The following is a 17,958-nucleotide window of genomic DNA, read 5'->3' on the forward strand; positions in this document are numbered from 1 at the left end:
GGAGATCTCTCCCCATAGCACGCCATGTCAAGGGATGGTAAGGTTCTGCGCGTTGCTTCGAATTAAACCACATGCTCCACCGCTTGTGCGGGCCCCCGTCAATTCCTTTGAGTTTTAATCTTGCGACCGTACTCCCCAGGCGGAATGCTTAATGCGTTAGCGGCGCCACTGAGGTGCATGCACCCCAACGGCTAGCATTCATCGTTTACAGCGTGGACTACCAGGGTATCTAATCCTGTTTGCTCCCCACGCTTTCGCGCCTCAGCGTCAGAACCGGACCAGACAGCCGCCTTCGCCACTGGTGTTCTTGCGAATATCTACGAATTTCACCTCTACACTCGCAGTTCCGCTGTCCTCTTCCGGTCTCAAGCCTGCCAGTATCGAAGGCCATTCCGTGGTTGAGCCACGGGCTTTCACCCCCGACTTGGCAAGCCGCCTACGCGCCCTTTACGCCCAGTGATTCCGAGCAACGCTAGCCCCCTTCGTATTACCGCGGCTGCTGGCACGAAGTTAGCCGGGGCTTATTCCTCCGGTACCGTCATTATCGTCCCGGATAAAAGAGCTTTACAACCCTAAGGCCGTCATCACTCACGCGGCATGGCTGGATCAGGCTTGCGCCCATTGTCCAATATTCCCCACTGCTGCCTCCCGTAGGAGTCTGGGCCGTGTCTCAGTCCCAGTGTGGCTGATCATCCTCTCAGACCAGCTACTGATCGTCGCCTTGGTGAGCCGTTACCTCACCAACAAGCTAATCAGACGCGGGCCGATCCTTCGGCAGATAAACCTTTCCCCAAAAGGGCGTATCCGGTATTAGCTCAAGTTTCCCTGAGTTATTCCGAACCAAAGGGTACGTTCCCACGTGTTACTCACCCGTCTGCCGCTGACCCCGAAGGGCCCGCTCGACTTGCATGTGTTAAGCCTGCCGCCAGCGTTCGCTCTGAGCCAGGATCAAACTCTCAAGTTGAAGAGCTGATCAGGCACTCGATCACAACATTGACAGGGCACACTCAGATCAGGTTTCCCCGACCCGGTGAGCTCCTGAGAAACGTCAGACCAAGCGCTATCCTTCTCCGCCAGGGCTCAAAGCCCCAGCCGCAAGGACTGCGCCGTCCACGCTTCTCTTTCTCCGATCAACTTGTCAAAGAGCAGATCCGGTCTTCACCGGAAGTTCCCGTCTTCAGAACTTGCCGTCTTCTATACCGAAGCACCGGAAGCTGGCAAGTTCATTTTTTCTAACCTTTTTTCGTCTTCGGCTTTAGGTCCGCATTGCTGTGGCCCCGCCGAAGGAGGCGCCCGTATAGGCGGCTCACCAAACCCTGTCAACCGCCCCGAACCGCACGACGCGCGATCGTCCCCGGCTGGGGCATGCGCTTCCGGTCGCGGCGGGGGAGGGGAGGGCCCGGCCATGGCCGCGGCGCCCGACCTCAGATGGGGGCGAGGGCGGGGGCTTTCAAGGCGTGCCGGCCGGCTCCGCGGCCTCAGCCGTGGAAGACGACCGTGCGCTCGCCGTTGATCAGCACCCGGTCCTGGAGGAACAGGCGCACCGCGCGCGACAGCACGCGCCGCTCGATGTCGCGGCCCTTGCGGACGAGGTCGTCGGGCGTGTCGCGGTGCGAGACGCGCTCCACGTCCTGTTCGATGATCGGGCCCTCGTCGAGATCCGCGGTCACGAAATGCGCGGTCGCGCCGATCAGCTTCACGCCCCGCGCATGCGCCTGATGGTAGGGCTTGGCGCCCTTGAACCCGGGCAGGAAGCTGTGGTGGATGTTGATGCACCGCCCGGACAGCGCCGCCGCGAGGGCGTTCGAGAGGATCTGCATGTAGCGCGCGAGCACCACGAGATCGGCCCCCGTCCCGGCGATGAGGCCGCGGATCCGCGCCTCCTGCTCGGCCTTCGTGTCCCGCGTGATCGGCAGATGATGGTAGGGGACGCCGTCCGGCAGCGTGATGCTGAGCGCCTCGCGCGGATGGTTGCCGATGATCCCGACCACCTCCATGTCGAGTTCGCCGATGCGCTGCTGATAGAGCAGGTCGGCGAGGCAGTGGTCGAACTTCGAGACGAGCAGCAGGACCTTCTTGCGCAGGGCGCGGTCGCGCAGGAGCCACGTCATCGAGAACCGCTCCGCCACCGGGGCGAAGGCCTCCCGCAGCGCCTCGACCGCGGCCGCTGCCGTGAACTCGACGCGCATGAAGAACCGGCCGCTCGCCTCGTCCTCGAATTGCCCGGCCTCGACGATGTTGCCACCCTTCTCGAAGATGAACGAGGAGACCTGCAGCACGATCCCCGCCACGTCCGGACAGGAGAGCAACAGGATGTAGCGGTGCGCGGTCGTGTCCGGTCGGCTCTGCAACGGGATCTCCTCTTGCCCATCGATGGGCGCATGGCGGCCGGGCCGGCTGCGCCGGGGGCCTCTGCGTCAGCGTCGTGGCTGCTCACTAGCCGCTGCCACGGTCCGTTGTACATCTGCGCGGGTGCCGCGGCGGGATGCCGGATCTGTCCGGAGCGCGAGGCGGTGCCCCTGACGCTCCCCCGGACCGCTGCGATCCGGCGATCCCGGTCAGGCGGCGTCCTGGGTTCCGTCCCCGCGCGGCGAAGGGGGACTCGTCTCGACGCGGTTGCGGCCGTTGCGCTTGCTCCGGTAGAGCGCCGTGTCGGCCCGCGTCACGAGCGCGTCGGCGCCCTCGCCCTCCTGCCACGCGGCGACGCCGAAGGAGCAGGTCCGCATGCCGACGATCGGCAGCGCCGTCGTCTCGATGCGCCGGCGCAGCCCCTCCGCCAGACCCGCCGCGGTGGCGAGATCGGTGCCCGGGCAGATCAGCATGAATTCCTCGCCGCCCCAGCGCCCCAGGGTGTCGCCGGGCCGCCCGCCCGCGCGCAGGACCTCCGCGAAGGCCACCAGCACGGCGTCGCCGGCCTTGTGGCCGTGGCGGTCGTTGATCGACTTGAAGTGGTCCACGTCGCCGACGATGACGGACACCGTGCTCCGCTCCCGGCAGGACCGCGCGATCTCCGCGTCGAGCGCCTCGTCGAGCTTGCGGCGGTTGAACAGGCCCGTCAGCAGATCGGTCTTGGCCAGCACCTCCAGCTCCCGCGTCCGCTCGCTCACCCGGCTCTGCAGCGTCGCGTTCATCTCGCGCAGGTCGTTGAGCAGGGCCGCGTTGTCCTCGAAGGCGCGGCGCAGGCGGTGGACCATGGTGTTGAGGGTGGTGGCGAGCGCGTGCAGCTCGTGACGGCCCTCCGCCTCGATCACCAGCGGCTGCGTGCCGAGATTCTCCGCATCGAGCTCGCGCATGAAGGTGCTGATCCGCGCCAGCGGCCGACCGATCATCCGGCCGATCACGAACGAGAAGATCAGCCACAGCATCAGCGACTTGATCGTGGAGTTGATCAGGATGATGATGAGGGTGTTCTTGACCTGATTGATGGCGATGCTGTCGTTCGAGTAGACCGTCCAGGAGCCGACCGGGTAGCGGACGCCGTTCTGGTCGACATGCACGAGATCGAAGGTGCGGCTGAAGGGCGTGCCGAAATCGTGCGTGGCCGCGGTGAGATCTCCCCTGGCGCCGACATGCCACGCCTGCCCGGCCGCGTCGCTGATGGTCCCGATCGCCTGCACGCGGGTCCCGCGTTCGTTGCGGATCTCGACGCCGACGACGACCGGGATCTCCTTCATGCCGGTCAGGATCCCGGTCAGCACCTCGGTGTTGAAGCGCCACATGGCGTCCTCGATGCCGGGGCTGAAGGTGCGCTGGAGCGCCGCCACGTCGTCGGTCAGGCGCTGGCTCGCGAAGCGGTACTCGACCGCCATCTGGACGGCGGTGAGCGCGACGGCGACCACCAGATAGCAGCCGAACATCACCCGCATCAGCCGCACGGCCAGCACACGGCCGCGCGCACGCTCGGACCCGCCGTGATCCTGGGCGTGGTCGGCCGTCGGGGATGAGCTGGGCCGCGGCGGCATCCGGGGTCACTCGCTCGTCAGGAAGACGCCGTCGTAGACCGCCTGGATCTTCGTCAGATCCTCCGGACCCGACCATGCGCCGACGATGCGCCGGTATTCGGGCGTGGACCGCTCGACGCGCAGGATGGCGTCGACCCGTTCCACCAGCGCCCGGCCCCAGGGGGTCCGGGCGCACATCACGCGGGAGAAGACGGGCTCCGGGCTCTCCGCGAAGGGCAGCCCGACGAACGCCTCCTCGCTGCCGAATTCCCGGGCGTAGTAGGCGCCGATATTGGCGTAATCCACCAGGTAGTCGAGGCGGTCGCTCTGCAGCATCAGGAAGGCTTCGCGGAAGTCCGAATGCACCTGCCGGGCCGGGTGCTGATGGAACAGGGCATCCAGCGCCGGGGTCAGGGCCCGGTTGCGCAGGGTGCTGGTGCGCAATTCGGGATGCTCTACCAGCAGGTCGCGCAGGGACAGCGGGCCGAGCGCGTCGAACCGCGCCCGCCGATCGGCCCGCACGATGATCCGCAGCGGGTAGAACATCGCCACCGGCAGCGAGAAATAGGCGAAGGATTCCCGCTCGAGCGTCCTGACGCCGCCGATGAAGCACCAGGGCGCCCCGTCCTTGAGCGCGCTCACGATGCGCGGGAACGGAGCCGAGACGGTGCGGTAGGTGATGCCCTTCAGCCGTGCGTCGAGGAAGTGGCGGATCTGGTCGAACACACCCTGCTCGCGGTCGGGTCCCGCCGTGATCATGAAGGGCGCCGCGTCGTAGACCGCCCAGGTCACGTCCTTGCTCGCCGCCGCGTCGACGTCCTGGCCGCCATCCCCCGCGGTCGCCTGGCCCTGCGCGCGGGCCACCGGGGCGGCGGCGAGCGCCGCGAGGACGAGGATGCGCAGCCCGCGCCCGCCGCGCCGCCGGACAGGTCGGATCCACCGCATGGCGCTACTCGGCCGCGCTCGACAGGTCCGAGAGCGGAATGCTCTGCGGGAAGCGGAACAGGTTGTCCGGATCGTACTTGCGCTTGACGGCGCAGAGGCGCGGCAGGTTCTCGCCGTAATAGGCGAGCTTCCAGTTCGGCAGGTCGCGGCTCGGGAAGTTCACGTAGGATTGCGGGATCACGAAGCGCTGCATGGCCTCGAAATATTCCGCCAGCCAAGCGAGCTGGCGGGCGACGACCTCCGGCGTGTCGATGGCGCCCCAGGCGGTCTCCATCTCGAAGATGAAATCCGCCTGCCGGTGGACGTAGGCGGTGTCGGTCGGCCGCTTCTCCTTCACCTTGCCGCCGATGGCGAACAGGATGCCCATGTTGTCCTGGCGCACCGATCCGCCCGGCCAGCGCGTCATCCAGGTCAGCATGGTCTCCAGGGCCTCGCCGCTGAGGCCCCGCTCCACGTAGCGCGAGCGGATGTCGTACATGCCCAGCGGATCGTCGGTGACGAGGTAGTCGCGGGCGGCCCAGTAGCTCATCCCGGTGATCTCGGCGACCCCCGGCGCGGCGAGGGTGAAGGCCGGCGCCATCACCTCCCGCAACGCGGCGGGCGATCCCCAGTAGAGGCCGTAGGTCTGCACCTTGAGGTCGCCCCGCGTCGGCACGCCCGCCCGGGCCGGCGCCACCTTGGTGCGGGTCGAGAGGGTGGTGGGGTTGCCGAGCTGGATCGCCTGCAGCGCGAGCATCAGCTCGACCTGCCGCTCCGCCGGCCAGACGATGTTGAAGGTGGTGACGTCGCTCACCTCGTGCAGCCGGAAGGTGAAGGCGGTGTGGACGCCGAAATTCCCGCCGCCGCCGCCCCGCGCCGCCCAGAACAGGTCGTCGGTGCCTCCCGGCCCGTCCTGCGCCACCCGCGTCCGGGCATCGGCGGTCACCACCGCGGTCGAGACGAGGCTGTCGCAGGTGAGGCCGGCCTTGGTCGCCGCGAAGCCCCAGCCGCCGCCGAGAACGAGGCCGCTCGTCCCCACCGTCGGGCAGCGCCCGCTCGGAACCGCGAAGCCGGTGCCCCGCAGGGCATCGGCCATGTCCTGGTTGCTGGTGCCGGCGGCGGCGGTGACGAGGCCGTTCTTCGCGTCGATGGTGACGCCGTTCATCGCCTTCACGTCGATGAGCAGCCCGTCCGTGGTCGAGAAGCCCGCGTAGTTGTGGCCGCCGGAGCGGATCGCGAAGGGAATCCCGGTCTCGCGCGCCAGCGTGATGCAGGCGCGCACGTCGCTCTCGCTGGCGCACATCACGATCGCCCGCGGATGGACATCCGCCCAGCGGGCGTTGTTGGGCCAGGCCGCATAGGCGTAGCCGGGATCGCCCGGGAGGACGATCCGGCCGCGCAGGTCGCTCGCCAGGGCCTTCAGGTCCCGGTCGAACGAGCCCGACCGGCCGGAGGCGGCCGCGAGGCCCGGGAGCGGATCGCCGGCTCCCACGGCTGCCGCTGCACCGACCTGCAAGAGGCGCCGTCGACTCAGACCCATCGTTCCGCTCCCAACCAACATGAGCGCGGACAAGTTGGGGCGGGGTGTTCAAGATTACGTTAAGCCATGCGCCCGAGGACGGCGACGACGAGCCACCTAAGCCGGGTTCGTCTCGTCGATCGGGAGGATGCCGCGCATGATTGCTGGAGAAAGGTGCGACGGCTGCCGAACCGGAGCGCGCTGATCCGAGAATATCGGCCGAGCGGCTCGGTTCAGGCCGCGACGCCCAGTCCAGCCCGATCGAGCGGCAAGGCATTCGGACCTCTTGCCCGGGTGGCGACGCACGGCGAACCGGCTTCTGAATTGCCGCGATCTCGTCATCGTCGGCAATGCTGGAAATTGTTCAGCCTGAAGTTCTGCTTGAATATTGTCGATCGCCGGCGCTCACGCGCTCGGGCCCGCGGTCCCGGTCTGCGGCCGGAACTCGGATGGTCTGCGGGCGGAGCCCTCCGACTTCGCCGTGCGCAGGCGGCTGTCGAGCAGGTCGCCGCTGCTGCGCAGGATCGGGTAGGCGGCGGCGGCCACGATGTGGTCGTTGATCCGCTTGCAGTCGCGCAGGAGATCGAGGTCGATCCCCCGCGAGGCGGCGTCGGCCGGTCCGCCGCGCAGGGAGGCGACGTGGGCGGCGATGCGCTCGTCCTCCAGGGCCCGGAAGCGGCGCTTCTCGCTGGCGAGAAGCCGGGCGGCGGGGCCGTCCTCGGTCACGAGGAGGGCGGCGGCCGTGCGCAGGTTGGCCGTCAGCCGGCCGAGGAGGTCGTGGAGATCGACCGTGCCCTCCCCCTCCGCCGCGAGCTTGCGCCGCCGGACGATCTGCGGGGCGAGGGTGCGGGCGAGCACGTCGCCCGCATGCCCGATCTGGATCGTGAAGCTCACCAGGGTGGCGTGGCGCCGCTCCTCGGCCTCGGCCAGGGCCCCGGGATCGAGCCCGGCGAGGAAGCGCTGCACCTGCCCGCCCGTCTGCTCCAGGCTGCGCTCCCCGAGGCGGATCCGCTCCTGGGTCTCCTCGCCGCGGAGCAGGCGCGCGGCGTCGCGCAGCATCGTCTCCAGGTCGTCGGCCATGCGCAGGGCGTGGCGGGAGGCGAGGCCCAGCGCGACGGCCGGCGCCGCGGCGAGGCCGGCCTCGAAGGTCAGGGCCGGGACGGCGCCGGGCTCCTCCCGGTCCGGCAGCAGCCGGTGCAGCAGCCGGGCCAGCGGGTGCAGCAGGGGCAGGCCGGCGAGGGCGAGGACGAGGTTGAACAGCACGTGGAGATCGGCCACGGCCTCGCGCGGGGTCTGCGCCACCAGGGACAGGCCGGAGGCGGCCGGGGCGAGCCAGGGCAGGGCGAGGGCGCAGCCCGCGAGCCGCAGCAGGAGGTTGCCGAGGGCGACGCGCCGGCCCGCCGTCTCCCGGCAGGCCACCAGCGGGTTGACCGCGCTGCCGAGATTGGCGCCGAGCACGAGGGCGAGCGCGGTGGCGAGCGGCACGATGCCCTGCTGGGCGAGCGCGGCGACCACGAGCACCACCGCGACGCTCGAATGCGCGGCCCAGGCGAAGAGCGCGGCGAGCAGCAGGGCGATCACCGGATCGGCGGAGAGCGCGCCGAGCAGGACCTGCATCCCCGGCGCGTCGCCGAGGGGCGCCAGCGTCTCCACGAGGTGGAACAGGGCGAGGAGGACGAGGCCGAGCCCGATGGCGATGCGCCCGAGGGCCCGGCCCTTGGCCCCCCCGGCCCGCCCGAAGGCGACGGCGCCCACCAGGATCAGCACCGGCGCGGCCTTGGCGACGTCGAAGGACAGGGCCTTGACGATGAGCGCCGTGCCGACATTGGCGCCGAGCATCACGGCCAGCGCCGGCACCAGGGCGATCAGCCCGCCCGACACGAAGGCGGTCGCCATCATGCCGGTGGCGGTGCTGCTCTGGAGGAGCAGGGTCACGCCGAGCCCGGCCAGGAAGGCCTTGAGCGGGTGGTGCAGGTTCTCCCCGAGCCAGCGGCGCAGATCCGCTCCCCAGGCGCGCTGGACGCCGGTGCGGATCATGTGGATGCCCCAGAGCAGCAGCGCGACGAAGCCGGCGAGGTCGAGAAGAACGATCGTCCCAGTCATGGATCCCGCGCCGCGCCCGCCTCCGCGATGGCCCCCGCGAGGACAACCAGCGCCGCGTCCATCTGCTCCCGGGTGACGATGAGCGGGGGCGTCAGGGTCAGCACGTTGCCCATGGTGGTCTTGAACGAGAGCCCCGCATCGAGGGCCCGGTAGAGCACCGCCTCGGCGAGGTCGGGATCGGGCTCGCGGGAGTCGCGGTCGCGCACGAGTTCGATGCCGAGCAGGCAGCCGCGCCCGCGCACGTCGCCGATGGCGGGCAGCCGCGCCTTCATGTCCTCCAGCCGCTCCAGGGCGTAGGCGCCGACCGCCGCCGCGTTCTCGACGAGGCCCTCCTCCTCGATGATCGCGATCGTCTCCAGGGCGGCGCGGGCGGTGACCGGGTTCTTCTCGTGCGTGTAGTGGCCGAAGGCCCAGTCGCCGCCGACGTCGAGGCGCGGATCCGCCACCACGGCGGCGATGGGCAGGATGCCCCCGCCGAGCCCCTTGCCGAGCACCAGGATGTCGGGCGCGACGCCGTCATGCTCGCAGGAGAACATCCGGCCGGTCTTGCCGAGCCCGGTCGGGATCTCGTCGAAGATCAGGAGCACGCCGTGGCGGTCGCAGATCGCCCGCACCTCGGCCCAGAAGCCCGGCGGCGGCAGGTAGGGCACCGCCCGGGTCGGCTCGGCCACGAGGGCGGCGACGTCCCGGTCGCGGGTCAGCACGTAGTCGATCATCCGGGCGCAGGCCCGGCCGCTCGCCGCCGCGCTGTCGGTGCCGTAGGGGCAGCGATAGCCGCCGAAGGGCGCCACGTGCAGGGCGCCGGCCACCAGCGGACCGGCGGGGCCGGAGCGGAACAGCATCTCGCCCGACAGCGCGGAGGCGCCGGTGCCCGCGCCGTGGAAGGCGTCCCAGAACGACAGGGTCTTGTGGCGGCCGGTGGCCGCGCGGGCGACCTTCACGGCGACCTCGATCGCGTCCGAGCCGCCGGTGGTGAACAGCACCTTGGCAAGGGGGCCCGGCGTGATCCGCCCCAGCGTCTCGGCGAGCGCCAGCGCCGTCTCGCAGGCGTAGCGGCGCGGCGCGAAGGGCAGGGCATCCATCTGCGCGGCGATGGCCCGCTTGAGGCGCGGATGCCCGTAGCCGACGTGGTGGACGTTGTTGCCGTGGAAATCCATGGTGCGTCGCCCGGCCGTGTCCTCGATCCAGATGCCCTCGGCGCGGACGATGCCGTTGAGGCAGGGGGTCGAGACCGACTGGTGCAGGAAGGCCGCCGCGTCGCGGGCGAGGAGGTCGCGGGTCGGGCCGTCGAGCCGGCGCGCCTGCCAGGCGGCGCGCCGGTCGGTGCGGTTGGTGTCGCCCTCGGATTCGGCGATGCCCGTCATGCGAGGGTCTCCCGGCGGCGCCAGCCCTGCAGGCGGGTGACGAGCAGGCGGTTGGCGAGGGCGAGGCACAGGCGGGCGCCGAGCGCGGTCGCCATGATCACGCTCGCCATGGCGGCGGCGGAGGCGGTGGTGCCGGCCTCGTCCATGTGCACGATGGCGACGGAGGCGAGCTTGGTGTCGGGGCCGTACAGGAAGATCACCGCCGAGACCGTCGTCATGGCGTTGACGAACAGGTAGACGGCGAGTTCGAGCACGGTCGGCAGGCAGATCGGCAGGGTGACCCGCCGCAGGGTCTGCCAGAACGGCACCTGGAGCGAGGCCGAGACCGCCTCGAATTCGGGGTCGATCTGCTTGATGGCGGTGGTCGCGGTGACGTGGGCGACCGTGTAGTAATGGGCGAGCGTGTTGACGGCGAGCAGCGCGAGGCTGCCGTAGAGGGCGTTCAGCGGGTTCCAGGGCGCGTTGAAGAAGAACACGTAGCCGAGGCCGAGCACGAGGCCCGGCACCGCCAGCGGCAGCATGGCGAGGAGCTGCGCCAGCCCCCGCCCGAGGCGAAACGCCTTCAGCCGCTCGATCAGGTAGGCGCCGGTGAACACCACGACCGTGCCGACGACCGCCACCGCGAGCGCCATCGCCAGGGAGTTCCGGTAGGGGGCCCAGCCATCCGCGTCGGTGGCGGCGAAATCGTAGTGGTCGAGGGTCAGGGCGAGGTTGTAGGGCCAGTAGCGGATGAAGGAGGCCCAGACCGCAACCCCGTAGGCCGCCACGATGAGGCCGGCGAGGAGGCCCGCATAGGCGAGCGCCAGCCGGTCGCGGGCGGGGCGCTCTGCCGGCGCGTACGGGACCGAGCGGGCCGAGAGCAGCGCGGATTGGCGCCGCTGCACCAGCCGGTCGACCCCGAAGGCGAGGATCGCCGGCACTAGCATCAGGAGGCCGACCACCGCGCCCATCGGGAAGTTCTGCTGGCCCACCACCTGCCGGTAGGCATCGGTGGCGAGCACGGAATATTGCCCGCCGATCACCTTCGGGATGCCGAAATCCGTGACGACGAGGGTGAAGACCACGAAGGCGGCGCTGACGATGCCGTAGCGGGCGCCCGGCAGGGTCACGGTGGCGAAGACGCGCCAGCGGGGGGTGCCCATGGCGGCGGCGGCCTCGTAGAGGCGCCCGTCCGCCAGGGACAGGGCCGTCACCAGGATGATGAGCGCGTGCGGGAAGGCGTAGAGGCATTCGGCAACGACGATGCCGATCGGCCCGTAGACCGAGTGGCCGAGGAGGAGCCCGCGCAGGAGGCCCTGGTTGCCCAGGATGTAGGTGAGCGCGATGCCCGACAGGAGCGAGGGGGCGAAGATCGGCAGCAGCGCCGCGGCGAGGAGCAGGCCCTTGCCCGCCACGCGGGTGCGGGTGAGCGCGTAAGCGTAGCCGAAGGCGAGGGGCACCACGACGAGCACCGTCAGCCCAGCGATGGTCAGGCTGTTGAGGAGCGCGCCGACGAGGGTCGGCGTGCCGAAATAGGTGCGGAAGTTGTCGAGGCCCGCGAAGCCGCCCGCGGGTGCCTCCAGGCTCTTGAGCAGCAGCGTGCCGAGGGGGAGCGCGATGATCAGGAGGAGGAGGCCGCAGAGGCCCGCGACCAGAGCCGCGGCGATGGCGGCCTCCGGCACGCGGCGGGCGGGACGGGCGGCGTCCCGCGGCAGGGGCAGGGGCAGGGTCGCGGTCTCGGTCATGGCCATCCTCCGGGCCCTCAGGCGGCGGGCGCGACCGGGAAGGCCTTCAGGGCCCCCGGCGGCAGGCTGACATGCAGGTATTGCCCCTCGGCGAGGCCGAGATCGCCGCGCAGGTTCGCCGAGACGTCGGCGACGAGCGGCCCGCCGAGGTCGCGGCTCGGCTCCAGCCGGGCCCGGTAGAAGGAGCCGAGGAATTCGAGGCTGCGCACCCTGACCTCGACGGCGTTGACGTCGGTGGGCGCGACGTTGCCGACGCGGATCTCCTCCGGCCGGAAGCCGAGGCGGACCGGGCTCCCGGGCACGAAGCCGCGCCCGCCCTCGCAGACGAGATCGACCGCGCCGACCCGCAGGGCGCCCTCCGCCGAGACGGTGGCGTCGAGGAAGGTCATCGCCCCGATGAAATCGGCGACGAAGGCGGTGGCGGGCGCCCGGTAGATCTCCTGGGGCGTGCCGACCTGCTCGATGCCGCCGCTCCTCATCACCACGACCCGGTCGGCCATGGCGAGGGCCTCCTCCTGGTCGTGGGTGACCATGATGGTGGTGATGCCGAGCCGCTTCTGGAGCTGGCGGATCTCCTCGCGCAGGCGGACGCGCACCTTGGCGTCGAGGGCCGAAAGGGGCTCGTCGAGGAGGAGGAGCGAGGGCGAGGTGGCGAGCGCGCGGGCGAGCGCCACCCGCTGCTGCTGGCCGCCCGAGAGCTGCACCGGATATTTGCGCGCCTGGTCGTCGAGGCCGACGAGGGCGAGGAGCTCGGCCGCCCGCGCCCGGATCCGGTCCCGCTTCATGCGCCGGTTGACGAGGCCGTAGGCCACGTTCTCGGCCACCGTGAGGTTCGGGAACAGGGCGTAGGACTGGAACACGATGCCGAAGTCGCGCTCGGCGGGCGGCGCGGTCGAGACGTCGACGCCGCCGAGCCGGATGCGGCCGGTATCCTGCCGGTCGAGCCCGGCGATCATCCGCAGCAGGGTGGTCTTGCCGCAGCCCGAGGGGCCGAGGAAGCAGACGAACTCGCCCCTGGCGATGGCGAGGTCGATTCCCGCCAGGGCCTGGAACGGGCCGAAGCGCTTCGACAGGCCTTCGATCGCCAGGAAGGTGTTGGGGGAATTCGCGCCCGTCATGGTGGCGTCCTCGTCAGTCCGGGGAAGCGGAAGCCAGTCCCGCGCCAGTTCTTTCGCGGCCTTCGTGCTGGACGGGCGCGTGGAGGTGGCGCGCGGGATCCCCTCGCCCGGGTGGGAGAAGGGAAATGCGCTCAAGTTCCAAGCCCGCCCTACTTCTTGGCGGCCTTGGCCTCGTAGCGGCGCGACCATTCGGCGAGGATGCGTTCGCGGTTCTCGGCCATCCAGGCGAGGTCGTTCTTGATCATCCCGGCCTCGGCATTGGCCGGATAGTTCGGCGGCGTGCTGGCGACGCCCGGATAGGCAACGATGGCGTAGCTCTTCGCGTAGATCTCGTTCGCGGCCCTGCTGGCGCCCCAGTCGGCGACCTTGCGGGCGAGGTCCTGGTGCTTGGAGGCGGCGACCACCGCGAAGGCCTCCTCCTCCCAGCCGGTGCCGTCCGCCGGCACGATCACCGCGATCGGCGCGCCCTTGGTCTTCTCGGAGGCGCCGCGCATGTCGAGGGCGAGCCCCGCCACCCGCTCGCCGCGGGCCGCCTGCACGCAGGGCGCCGAGCCCGAATGCAGATAGGCGGCGATGTTCTCGTGCAGCTTGTCCATGAAGGCCCAGCCCGCCTCCTCGCCCATGCTCTGGAGCCAGCCCGCCACCATCAGGTAGCCGGTGCCCGAGGAGGCCGGGTGGGGCATCACGACCTTGCCCTTGAGGGCCGGGTCGGTGAGGTCGGCCCAGCGCGCGGGCGTCCTGATCCCGTCGCGGCCGGCCTCGGCGGTGTTGAAGCAGACGACCCCGAGATAGGCGTCCATGCCGGTCCAGCTATAGGGCGCGGTCGGATCGCGGAAGGCGGGCTTCAGGGCCTCGATGCCCTTCGGCGTGTAGGCGGCGAGGAGGCCGGCCTTCTCGAACATCAGCAGGCTCGAGGCCGCGAGCCCGATCACGAGGTCGGCGCGCGGATTGTCCTTCTCGGCGAGGAAGCGGGCGGTGATGACGCCCGTCGAGTCGCGCACCCAGACCACCTCGGCCTCGGGCACCGCCTTCTCGATGCCGGCCTTGAAGGGGGCGAGCTGGTCGTTCTCCAGGGCGGTGTAGATGGTGAGCTTGGTGCGCTCCGCCGCCTCAGCCGCCGATCCCGCGAGCATCAGAGCAGCCGCAAGGATACCGAGAAACTTCATGTCCGGGACTCCGCATTCGTTCTGGAATGGATTCGTTAAAAGCTTGTATCAAGACAGTAGAATGACAATCCGATCGCGGGGCAAGAAACTTGTTTTCGCAGAGAGTGCTTATTTGTTGGGCGTAATATACTGATCAATACGCGCGCGTCCGCGACCGCCCGCCAGGTTCGATCTGTCGGGACGATCGCGGTGCGGGTCCCGGCCGGCCCGCGACGGCCGGCCGCGATCAGCAGGATTGCGGCATGCGGCCGGCGGCGAGCAGGCCCTCGATGTCCTCGATGACGGCGGGGAGGTCGGCGATGGTGTCGATGAGGAAGTGCGGGCGGCTGTCGGCGAAGAGCGCGCCGATGCGCGCCCGCTCCGCGGTGAGACGCTCGGGCGGCAGGGCCCGGAACGCCGCGTGGGTGAGGCCGAGCGCGTTGCCCGAGCAGGTCAGCGCCACGGTCCACATCCCGGCCCGGCGCCCTTCGAGGATGCCCGGCACGGTATCGTCCACCTTCACGCAGGCGGCGACGTCGTCGATGCCGAGCGCGATCACGTTGGCGAGCGCCTGGGCGGGCCAGGGCCGGCCGTTCGGCACCTCGTCGGTGGCGACGACGTGGTCGACCACGTAGCCGTTCCGGCGGGCGAGCGCCACCACCCGCTCCATCACCCGGGCCGGGTAGCCCGAGCAGGAGCCGATCTTCATCCCGCGCGCCCGCAGGGCCGCGATGGCGTCGAGCGCGCCGGGGATCAGGGCCGAGTGCGCGCCGATCTTCTCGATCTGGAGCGGCATGAAGCGCTCGTAGATCGCGGTGACGTCGGCATCCGTGGGCGCGCGCCCGAACCGCTCCGCGAAGCGCGCCGCGATGCCGGGATCGTTGCAGAGGGTGCGGATGTGGTCCCACTTGCCCATGCCCATCGGGCCGCGGGCTTCCGCGAGACTCACCGCCACGCCGAACTCGGCGAAGGCCTCGACGAAGATCTGGGTCGGGGCGAAGGAGCCGAAATCGACCACCGTCCCGGCCCAGTCCAGGATCGCCGCCTGGAGCTTGCGGGGTGTCTCGTAGGGCATGGGATTCGTCCTCGGCGGCGGGTCAGAGGGTCTCGATGCGCAATTCGCGGAACGTCTCGGCCACCGCCGCGACGGCGCGCTCCATGTCGGCGGGCGTCACCGCGCCGATGCAGCCGACCCGGAAGGTCTCGAGCTTGGTGAGCTTGCCCGGGTAGAGGATGAAGCCCTTGGCCCGCACCGCCCGGTAGAAGTCGGGGAAGCGGTAGCGGCCGTCGCGCGGGGCGTGGAAGGTGACGATGATCGGCGCCTGGATCTCGGGCGCCAGGAAGGAGCGCAGGCCGAGCCCGGTCATGCCGCCGATCAGGGCCTCGCAATTCGCCGCGTAGCGGGCGTGGCGGGCGGGCAGGCCGCCCTCCTCGTCGTACTGCGCCAACGCCGCGTCGAGGGCCGCCACCACGTGGGTCGGCGGGGTGAAGCGCCACTGCCCGGTGCGCTGCATGTAGAGGTGCTGGTCGCGCAGATCGAGGGCGAGCGAGGCGGTGTTGCCCTCGGCGGCGAGGAGCGCCTCGGTGCGGGCGATCACGAAGCCCATCCCCGGCACCCCCTCCAGGCACTTGCCGGAGGCCGCGATCAGCGCCTCGAAGGGCACCCGCGCCGCGTCGATCGGCAGCGCGCCGAAGGAACTCATCGCGTCCACGATCAGGCGCCGGCCGCGGGCGGCCACCACGGCGGCGATCGCCTCCAGCGGATTGAGGATGCCCGTCGAGGTCTCGCAGTGGATCAGCCCCACATGGGTGATGGCCGGATCCGCGGCGAGGAGCCCGTCCACCGCCTCCGGCGTCGTCGGGACGTCGTCGTCGGTCTCGTAGACCGTGAAGGCGCGCCCGAGCCGCTCGCAGATCGTCGCCAGGCGCTTGCCGTAGGCGCCGTTGACGAGGACCAGCACCTTGCCGGTGCGGGGCACGAAGCTGCCGACCGCCGCCTCGACCGCGAAGGTGCCGCTGCCCTGGAGCGGCACGCAGCTGTGGCTGCCGGTGCCCCCCGCGATGCCGACGAGCGCGTCGCAGACCCGGGCGGTGAGCGCGTTGAAGCTCCCGTCCCAGGAGCCCCAGTCGGTGAGCATCGCGGCGCGGGTGCGCGCGGAGGTGGTCAGCGGGCCGGGCGTCAGGAGGATCGGAGCGGATGCGGTCATGGTCGTCTCGGCCGGGGGCGGAGCGCCGGGGCGCTGCGGGATGGGCGGATCTTGCGTTCGGCCGAGCCATCAGATCAAATCGGTTGTCATGATGCTCGCCATCAGCCGGACCTATGGGACGCCATGAACCTGTTCCAGCTCCGCGCCTTCGACGCGGTCTCGCGGGAGGGCAGCTTCACCCGGGCGGCCAAGCGCCTGTGCATCACCCAGCCGGCGGTGACCGGGCACATCAAGGCGCTGGAGGAGCGCTACGACCTCGTGCTGTTCCGCCGCACGCCGCGCAGCGCCGAGCTGACGCCGGAGGGCGAGGCGCTGGCCGCCCTGACGCGCCCCCTGTTCGGCCTCGTGGAGCAGGCCGAGGACCTGCTGCTGGCCAACCGTGCCCTCCTCAGCGGCCGGATCGAGATCGCGGTGGATTCGCCCCACATCGTGATGCCGCTCCTGGCGCGCCTGCGCGCGCGCTACCCGGGCATCACCGTGAGCCTGAGCCTCGGCAACGCCGCCGAGACCCGGGAGGCGCTGCTCGCCGAGCGGGCGAGCATCGGCGTCATCACCGAGGCCGAGCCGCATCCCGACCTGTTCGTGACCGACATCGCCACCTCGCGCCTCTGCGCGGTGATGGCCCGCGACCACGCCCTCGCGGCCGGGCCGGCGATCGCGCTTCCCGCTCTGGAGGGCGCCGCGATGGTGCTGCGCGAGCCGACCTCGGTGACCCGCAGGACCTTCGACGCCGCCTGTCGCCGGGGCGGGGTGAGGCCCTCGGTGCTGATGGAACTCGACAGCCGCGAGGCGGTGATCGAGGCCGCCGCGGCGGGCCTCGGCATCGGCATCGTCTCCTCGCTCGAATGCGGGGCGGACGCGCGCATCCGCGCGCTGCCGATCGAGGGGCCGGACCTCGTCAACCGGCATTCCATCGCCTGCCTCGCCCGGCGGCGCCAGCTGCGGCTGATCCGGGCGGTGTTCGATCTCGCGGCGGCTGACGCGGTGGCGGCCGACGCCGTCATGGCCGACGCGGCGCCGGGCCGGCCATGACGGCCCGCGAGCCCCGCGCGCTGGCGGCGCGCCGCCACGACGAGATCCTGCGCCAGCTCGCCGCCGACGGCACGGTGAGCGTCGAGGCGATGGCCCGGCACTTCGCCGTCTCGCGCGAGACGATCCGGCGCGACCTCAAGCTCCTCGCCGAGCGCGGCCATCTCGCCATCGTGCATGGCGGCGCCACGCGCCGGGCCGACGAGCCGGCGCTCGCCGTGCGCCGGGGCGACAACCCGCGGGGCAAGGCGGCGATCGGCCGGGCGGCCGCCCGCCTCGTCGAGGACGGGATGGTGGTGCTGCTCGATTCGGGCGCCACCACGCTCGCCATCGCGACGGCGCTCGCGGGCGCCGACCCGCTCGCCCCGGAGCGCCGCGCCTTCACCGGGCTCACGGTCTGCACCAACAGCCTGCCGGTGGCGGTGGCGCTCTGCCGGGTGCCCGGCATCCGCCTCCACCTGCTCGGCGGCGAGGTGAACGCGGCCGACGAGGCCGCCTTCGGGACCGAGGCCGTCGAGGCCTTGGCGCGCTTCCGGGCCGACCTCGCCTTCGTGGGGGCCGGGGGGCTCTCGCCCACGGGCGACGTCACCGATTTCGCGCTGCTGCCCACCGCCCTGCGCGTGCGCATGCTGGCCCTGGCCTCGCGGGCCTACATCGTGGCCGATCGCAGCAAGTTCGGCCGCCTCACCCCGATCCGCCTGCAGCCGATCCCGCCCGGGACCGGCCTGATCGTCGACGCGGCCCCGCCCGCGCCGATGGCGGAGGCGCTGGCCCGCCGCGGGCTTGAGGTGATCGTCGCCGGGTGATGTGGCTTTTTGTGGTTTTTTGTTGCGACTTCCGGCGATTCTCCGCTAAGGCCCTGAGGGTCGCGGGAGACCCCATCC

At 70.9% G+C, this 17,958-nt stretch carries 13 protein-coding genes and 1 rRNA gene (1 of these 14 cut by a window edge); 2 read left to right on the forward strand and 12 right to left on the reverse strand.

Annotated features, from left to right (window positions below):
• The 12 genes from ACE101_RS12345 to ACE101_RS12400 form a co-directional block, all read right to left on the reverse strand.
• Positions 1-964, reverse strand: a 16S ribosomal RNA gene (locus ACE101_RS12345) (it extends 520 nt beyond the left edge of the window).
• A gap of 514 nt (positions 965-1,478) precedes the next feature.
• The gene (gene purU, locus ACE101_RS12350; protein ID WP_379129653.1) at positions 1,479-2,351 is read right to left on the reverse strand and encodes a formyltetrahydrofolate deformylase; all 873 of its coding nucleotides are present in this window, start codon (positions 2,349-2,351) and stop codon (positions 1,479-1,481) included.
• A 207-nt stretch (positions 2,352-2,558) separates the two neighbouring features.
• Positions 2,559-3,962 (reverse strand): diguanylate cyclase, encoded by a 1,404-nt coding sequence (locus ACE101_RS12355; protein WP_379129656.1) that lies wholly within the window; start codon positions 3,960-3,962, stop codon positions 2,559-2,561.
• Positions 3,963-3,968: 6 nt separating this feature from the next.
• The gene (locus tag ACE101_RS12360; protein WP_379129659.1) at positions 3,969-4,886 is read right to left on the reverse strand and encodes a hypothetical protein; all 918 of its coding nucleotides are present in this window, start codon (positions 4,884-4,886) and stop codon (positions 3,969-3,971) included.
• Between the two features lie 4 nt (positions 4,887-4,890).
• Entirely contained in the window at positions 4,891-6,405 is a 1,515-nt protein-coding gene (locus tag ACE101_RS12365; protein WP_379129662.1) for an FAD-binding oxidoreductase, read from the reverse strand.
• 384 nt (positions 6,406-6,789) lie between these two features.
• The gene (locus ACE101_RS12370) at positions 6,790-8,487 is read right to left on the reverse strand and encodes a Na/Pi cotransporter family protein (RefSeq protein ID WP_379129665.1); all 1,698 of its coding nucleotides are present in this window, start codon (positions 8,485-8,487) and stop codon (positions 6,790-6,792) included.
• Positions 8,484-9,851, reverse strand: coding sequence for a (R)-1-hydroxy-2-aminoethylphosphonate ammonia-lyase (gene pbfA / locus ACE101_RS12375; RefSeq protein WP_379129668.1), 1,368 nt, complete (start codon positions 9,849-9,851; stop codon positions 8,484-8,486). Before pbfA ends, ACE101_RS12370 begins: the two co-directional genes overlap by 4 nt.
• Positions 9,848-11,575 carry a putative 2-aminoethylphosphonate ABC transporter permease subunit gene (locus ACE101_RS12380; RefSeq protein ID WP_379129671.1) on the reverse strand — a complete coding sequence of 576 codons (1,728 nt, stop codon included), beginning with the start codon at positions 11,573-11,575 and terminating at the stop codon, positions 9,848-9,850. Before ACE101_RS12380 ends, pbfA begins: the two co-directional genes overlap by 4 nt.
• A 17-nt stretch (positions 11,576-11,592) precedes the next feature.
• Positions 11,593-12,693 (reverse strand): putative 2-aminoethylphosphonate ABC transporter ATP-binding protein, encoded by a 1,101-nt coding sequence (locus tag ACE101_RS12385; RefSeq protein WP_379129674.1) that lies wholly within the window; start codon positions 12,691-12,693, stop codon positions 11,593-11,595.
• A gap of 149 nt (positions 12,694-12,842) precedes the next feature.
• Complete coding sequence (locus ACE101_RS12390) at positions 12,843-13,859, reverse strand: putative 2-aminoethylphosphonate ABC transporter substrate-binding protein (protein WP_379129676.1); 1,017 nt, start codon at positions 13,857-13,859, stop codon at positions 12,843-12,845.
• Positions 13,860-14,085: 226 nt separating this feature from the next.
• The gene (phnX, locus tag ACE101_RS12395) at positions 14,086-14,913 is read right to left on the reverse strand and encodes a phosphonoacetaldehyde hydrolase (protein ID WP_379129679.1); all 828 of its coding nucleotides are present in this window, start codon (positions 14,911-14,913) and stop codon (positions 14,086-14,088) included.
• Between the two features lie 22 nt (positions 14,914-14,935).
• Positions 14,936-16,045 carry a 2-aminoethylphosphonate--pyruvate transaminase gene (locus tag ACE101_RS12400; protein WP_379129681.1) on the reverse strand — a complete coding sequence of 370 codons (1,110 nt, stop codon included), beginning with the start codon at positions 16,043-16,045 and terminating at the stop codon, positions 14,936-14,938.
• Positions 16,046-16,168: 123 nt separating this feature from the next.
• Between ACE101_RS12400 and ACE101_RS12405 the strand changes: the two genes are divergently transcribed.
• Together ACE101_RS12405 and ACE101_RS12410 are read left to right on the forward strand one after the other, a co-directional pair.
• A complete protein-coding gene (locus ACE101_RS12405; RefSeq protein ID WP_379129683.1) occupies positions 16,169-17,077 on the forward strand; it encodes a LysR substrate-binding domain-containing protein in 909 nt (302 codons plus the stop codon).
• Entirely contained in the window at positions 17,074-17,880 is an 807-nt protein-coding gene (locus tag ACE101_RS12410) for a DeoR/GlpR family DNA-binding transcription regulator (RefSeq protein WP_379129685.1), read from the forward strand. Before ACE101_RS12405 ends, ACE101_RS12410 begins: the two co-directional genes overlap by 4 nt.
• Positions 17,881-17,958 lie beyond the last annotated feature (78 nt).

Origin of the sequence: Methylobacterium carpenticola, from assembly GCF_042748905.1 — a bacterium.
Classification (GTDB): domain Bacteria; phylum Pseudomonadota; class Alphaproteobacteria; order Rhizobiales; family Beijerinckiaceae; genus Methylobacterium; species Methylobacterium carpenticola.

Coding starts and splice junctions, on each gene's coding strand:
- phnX (WP_379129679.1), bottom strand. CDS start 14,913: ATGCCCTACGAGACACCCCGCAAGCTCCAGGCGGCGATCCTGGACTGG.
- ACE101_RS12405 (WP_379129683.1), top strand. CDS start 16,169: ATGAACCTGTTCCAGCTCCGCGCCTTCGACGCGGTCTCGCGGGAGGGC.
- ACE101_RS12410 (WP_379129685.1), top strand. CDS start 17,074: ATGACGGCCCGCGAGCCCCGCGCGCTGGCGGCGCGCCGCCACGACGAG.
- ACE101_RS12380 (WP_379129671.1), bottom strand. CDS start 11,575: ATGACCGAGACCGCGACCCTGCCCCTGCCCCTGCCGCGGGACGCCGCC.
- ACE101_RS12390 (WP_379129676.1), bottom strand. CDS start 13,859: ATGAAGTTTCTCGGTATCCTTGCGGCTGCTCTGATGCTCGCGGGATCG.
- pbfA (WP_379129668.1), bottom strand. CDS start 9,851: ATGACGGGCATCGCCGAATCCGAGGGCGACACCAACCGCACCGACCGG.
- ACE101_RS12355 (WP_379129656.1), bottom strand. CDS start 3,962: ATGCCGCCGCGGCCCAGCTCATCCCCGACGGCCGACCACGCCCAGGAT.
- ACE101_RS12360 (WP_379129659.1), bottom strand. CDS start 4,886: ATGCGGTGGATCCGACCTGTCCGGCGGCGCGGCGGGCGCGGGCTGCGC.
- ACE101_RS12365 (WP_379129662.1), bottom strand. CDS start 6,405: ATGGGTCTGAGTCGACGGCGCCTCTTGCAGGTCGGTGCAGCGGCAGCC.
- ACE101_RS12370 (WP_379129665.1), bottom strand. CDS start 8,487: ATGACTGGGACGATCGTTCTTCTCGACCTCGCCGGCTTCGTCGCGCTG.
- ACE101_RS12385 (WP_379129674.1), bottom strand. CDS start 12,693: ATGACGGGCGCGAATTCCCCCAACACCTTCCTGGCGATCGAAGGCCTG.
- ACE101_RS12400 (WP_379129681.1), bottom strand. CDS start 16,045: ATGACCGCATCCGCTCCGATCCTCCTGACGCCCGGCCCGCTGACCACC.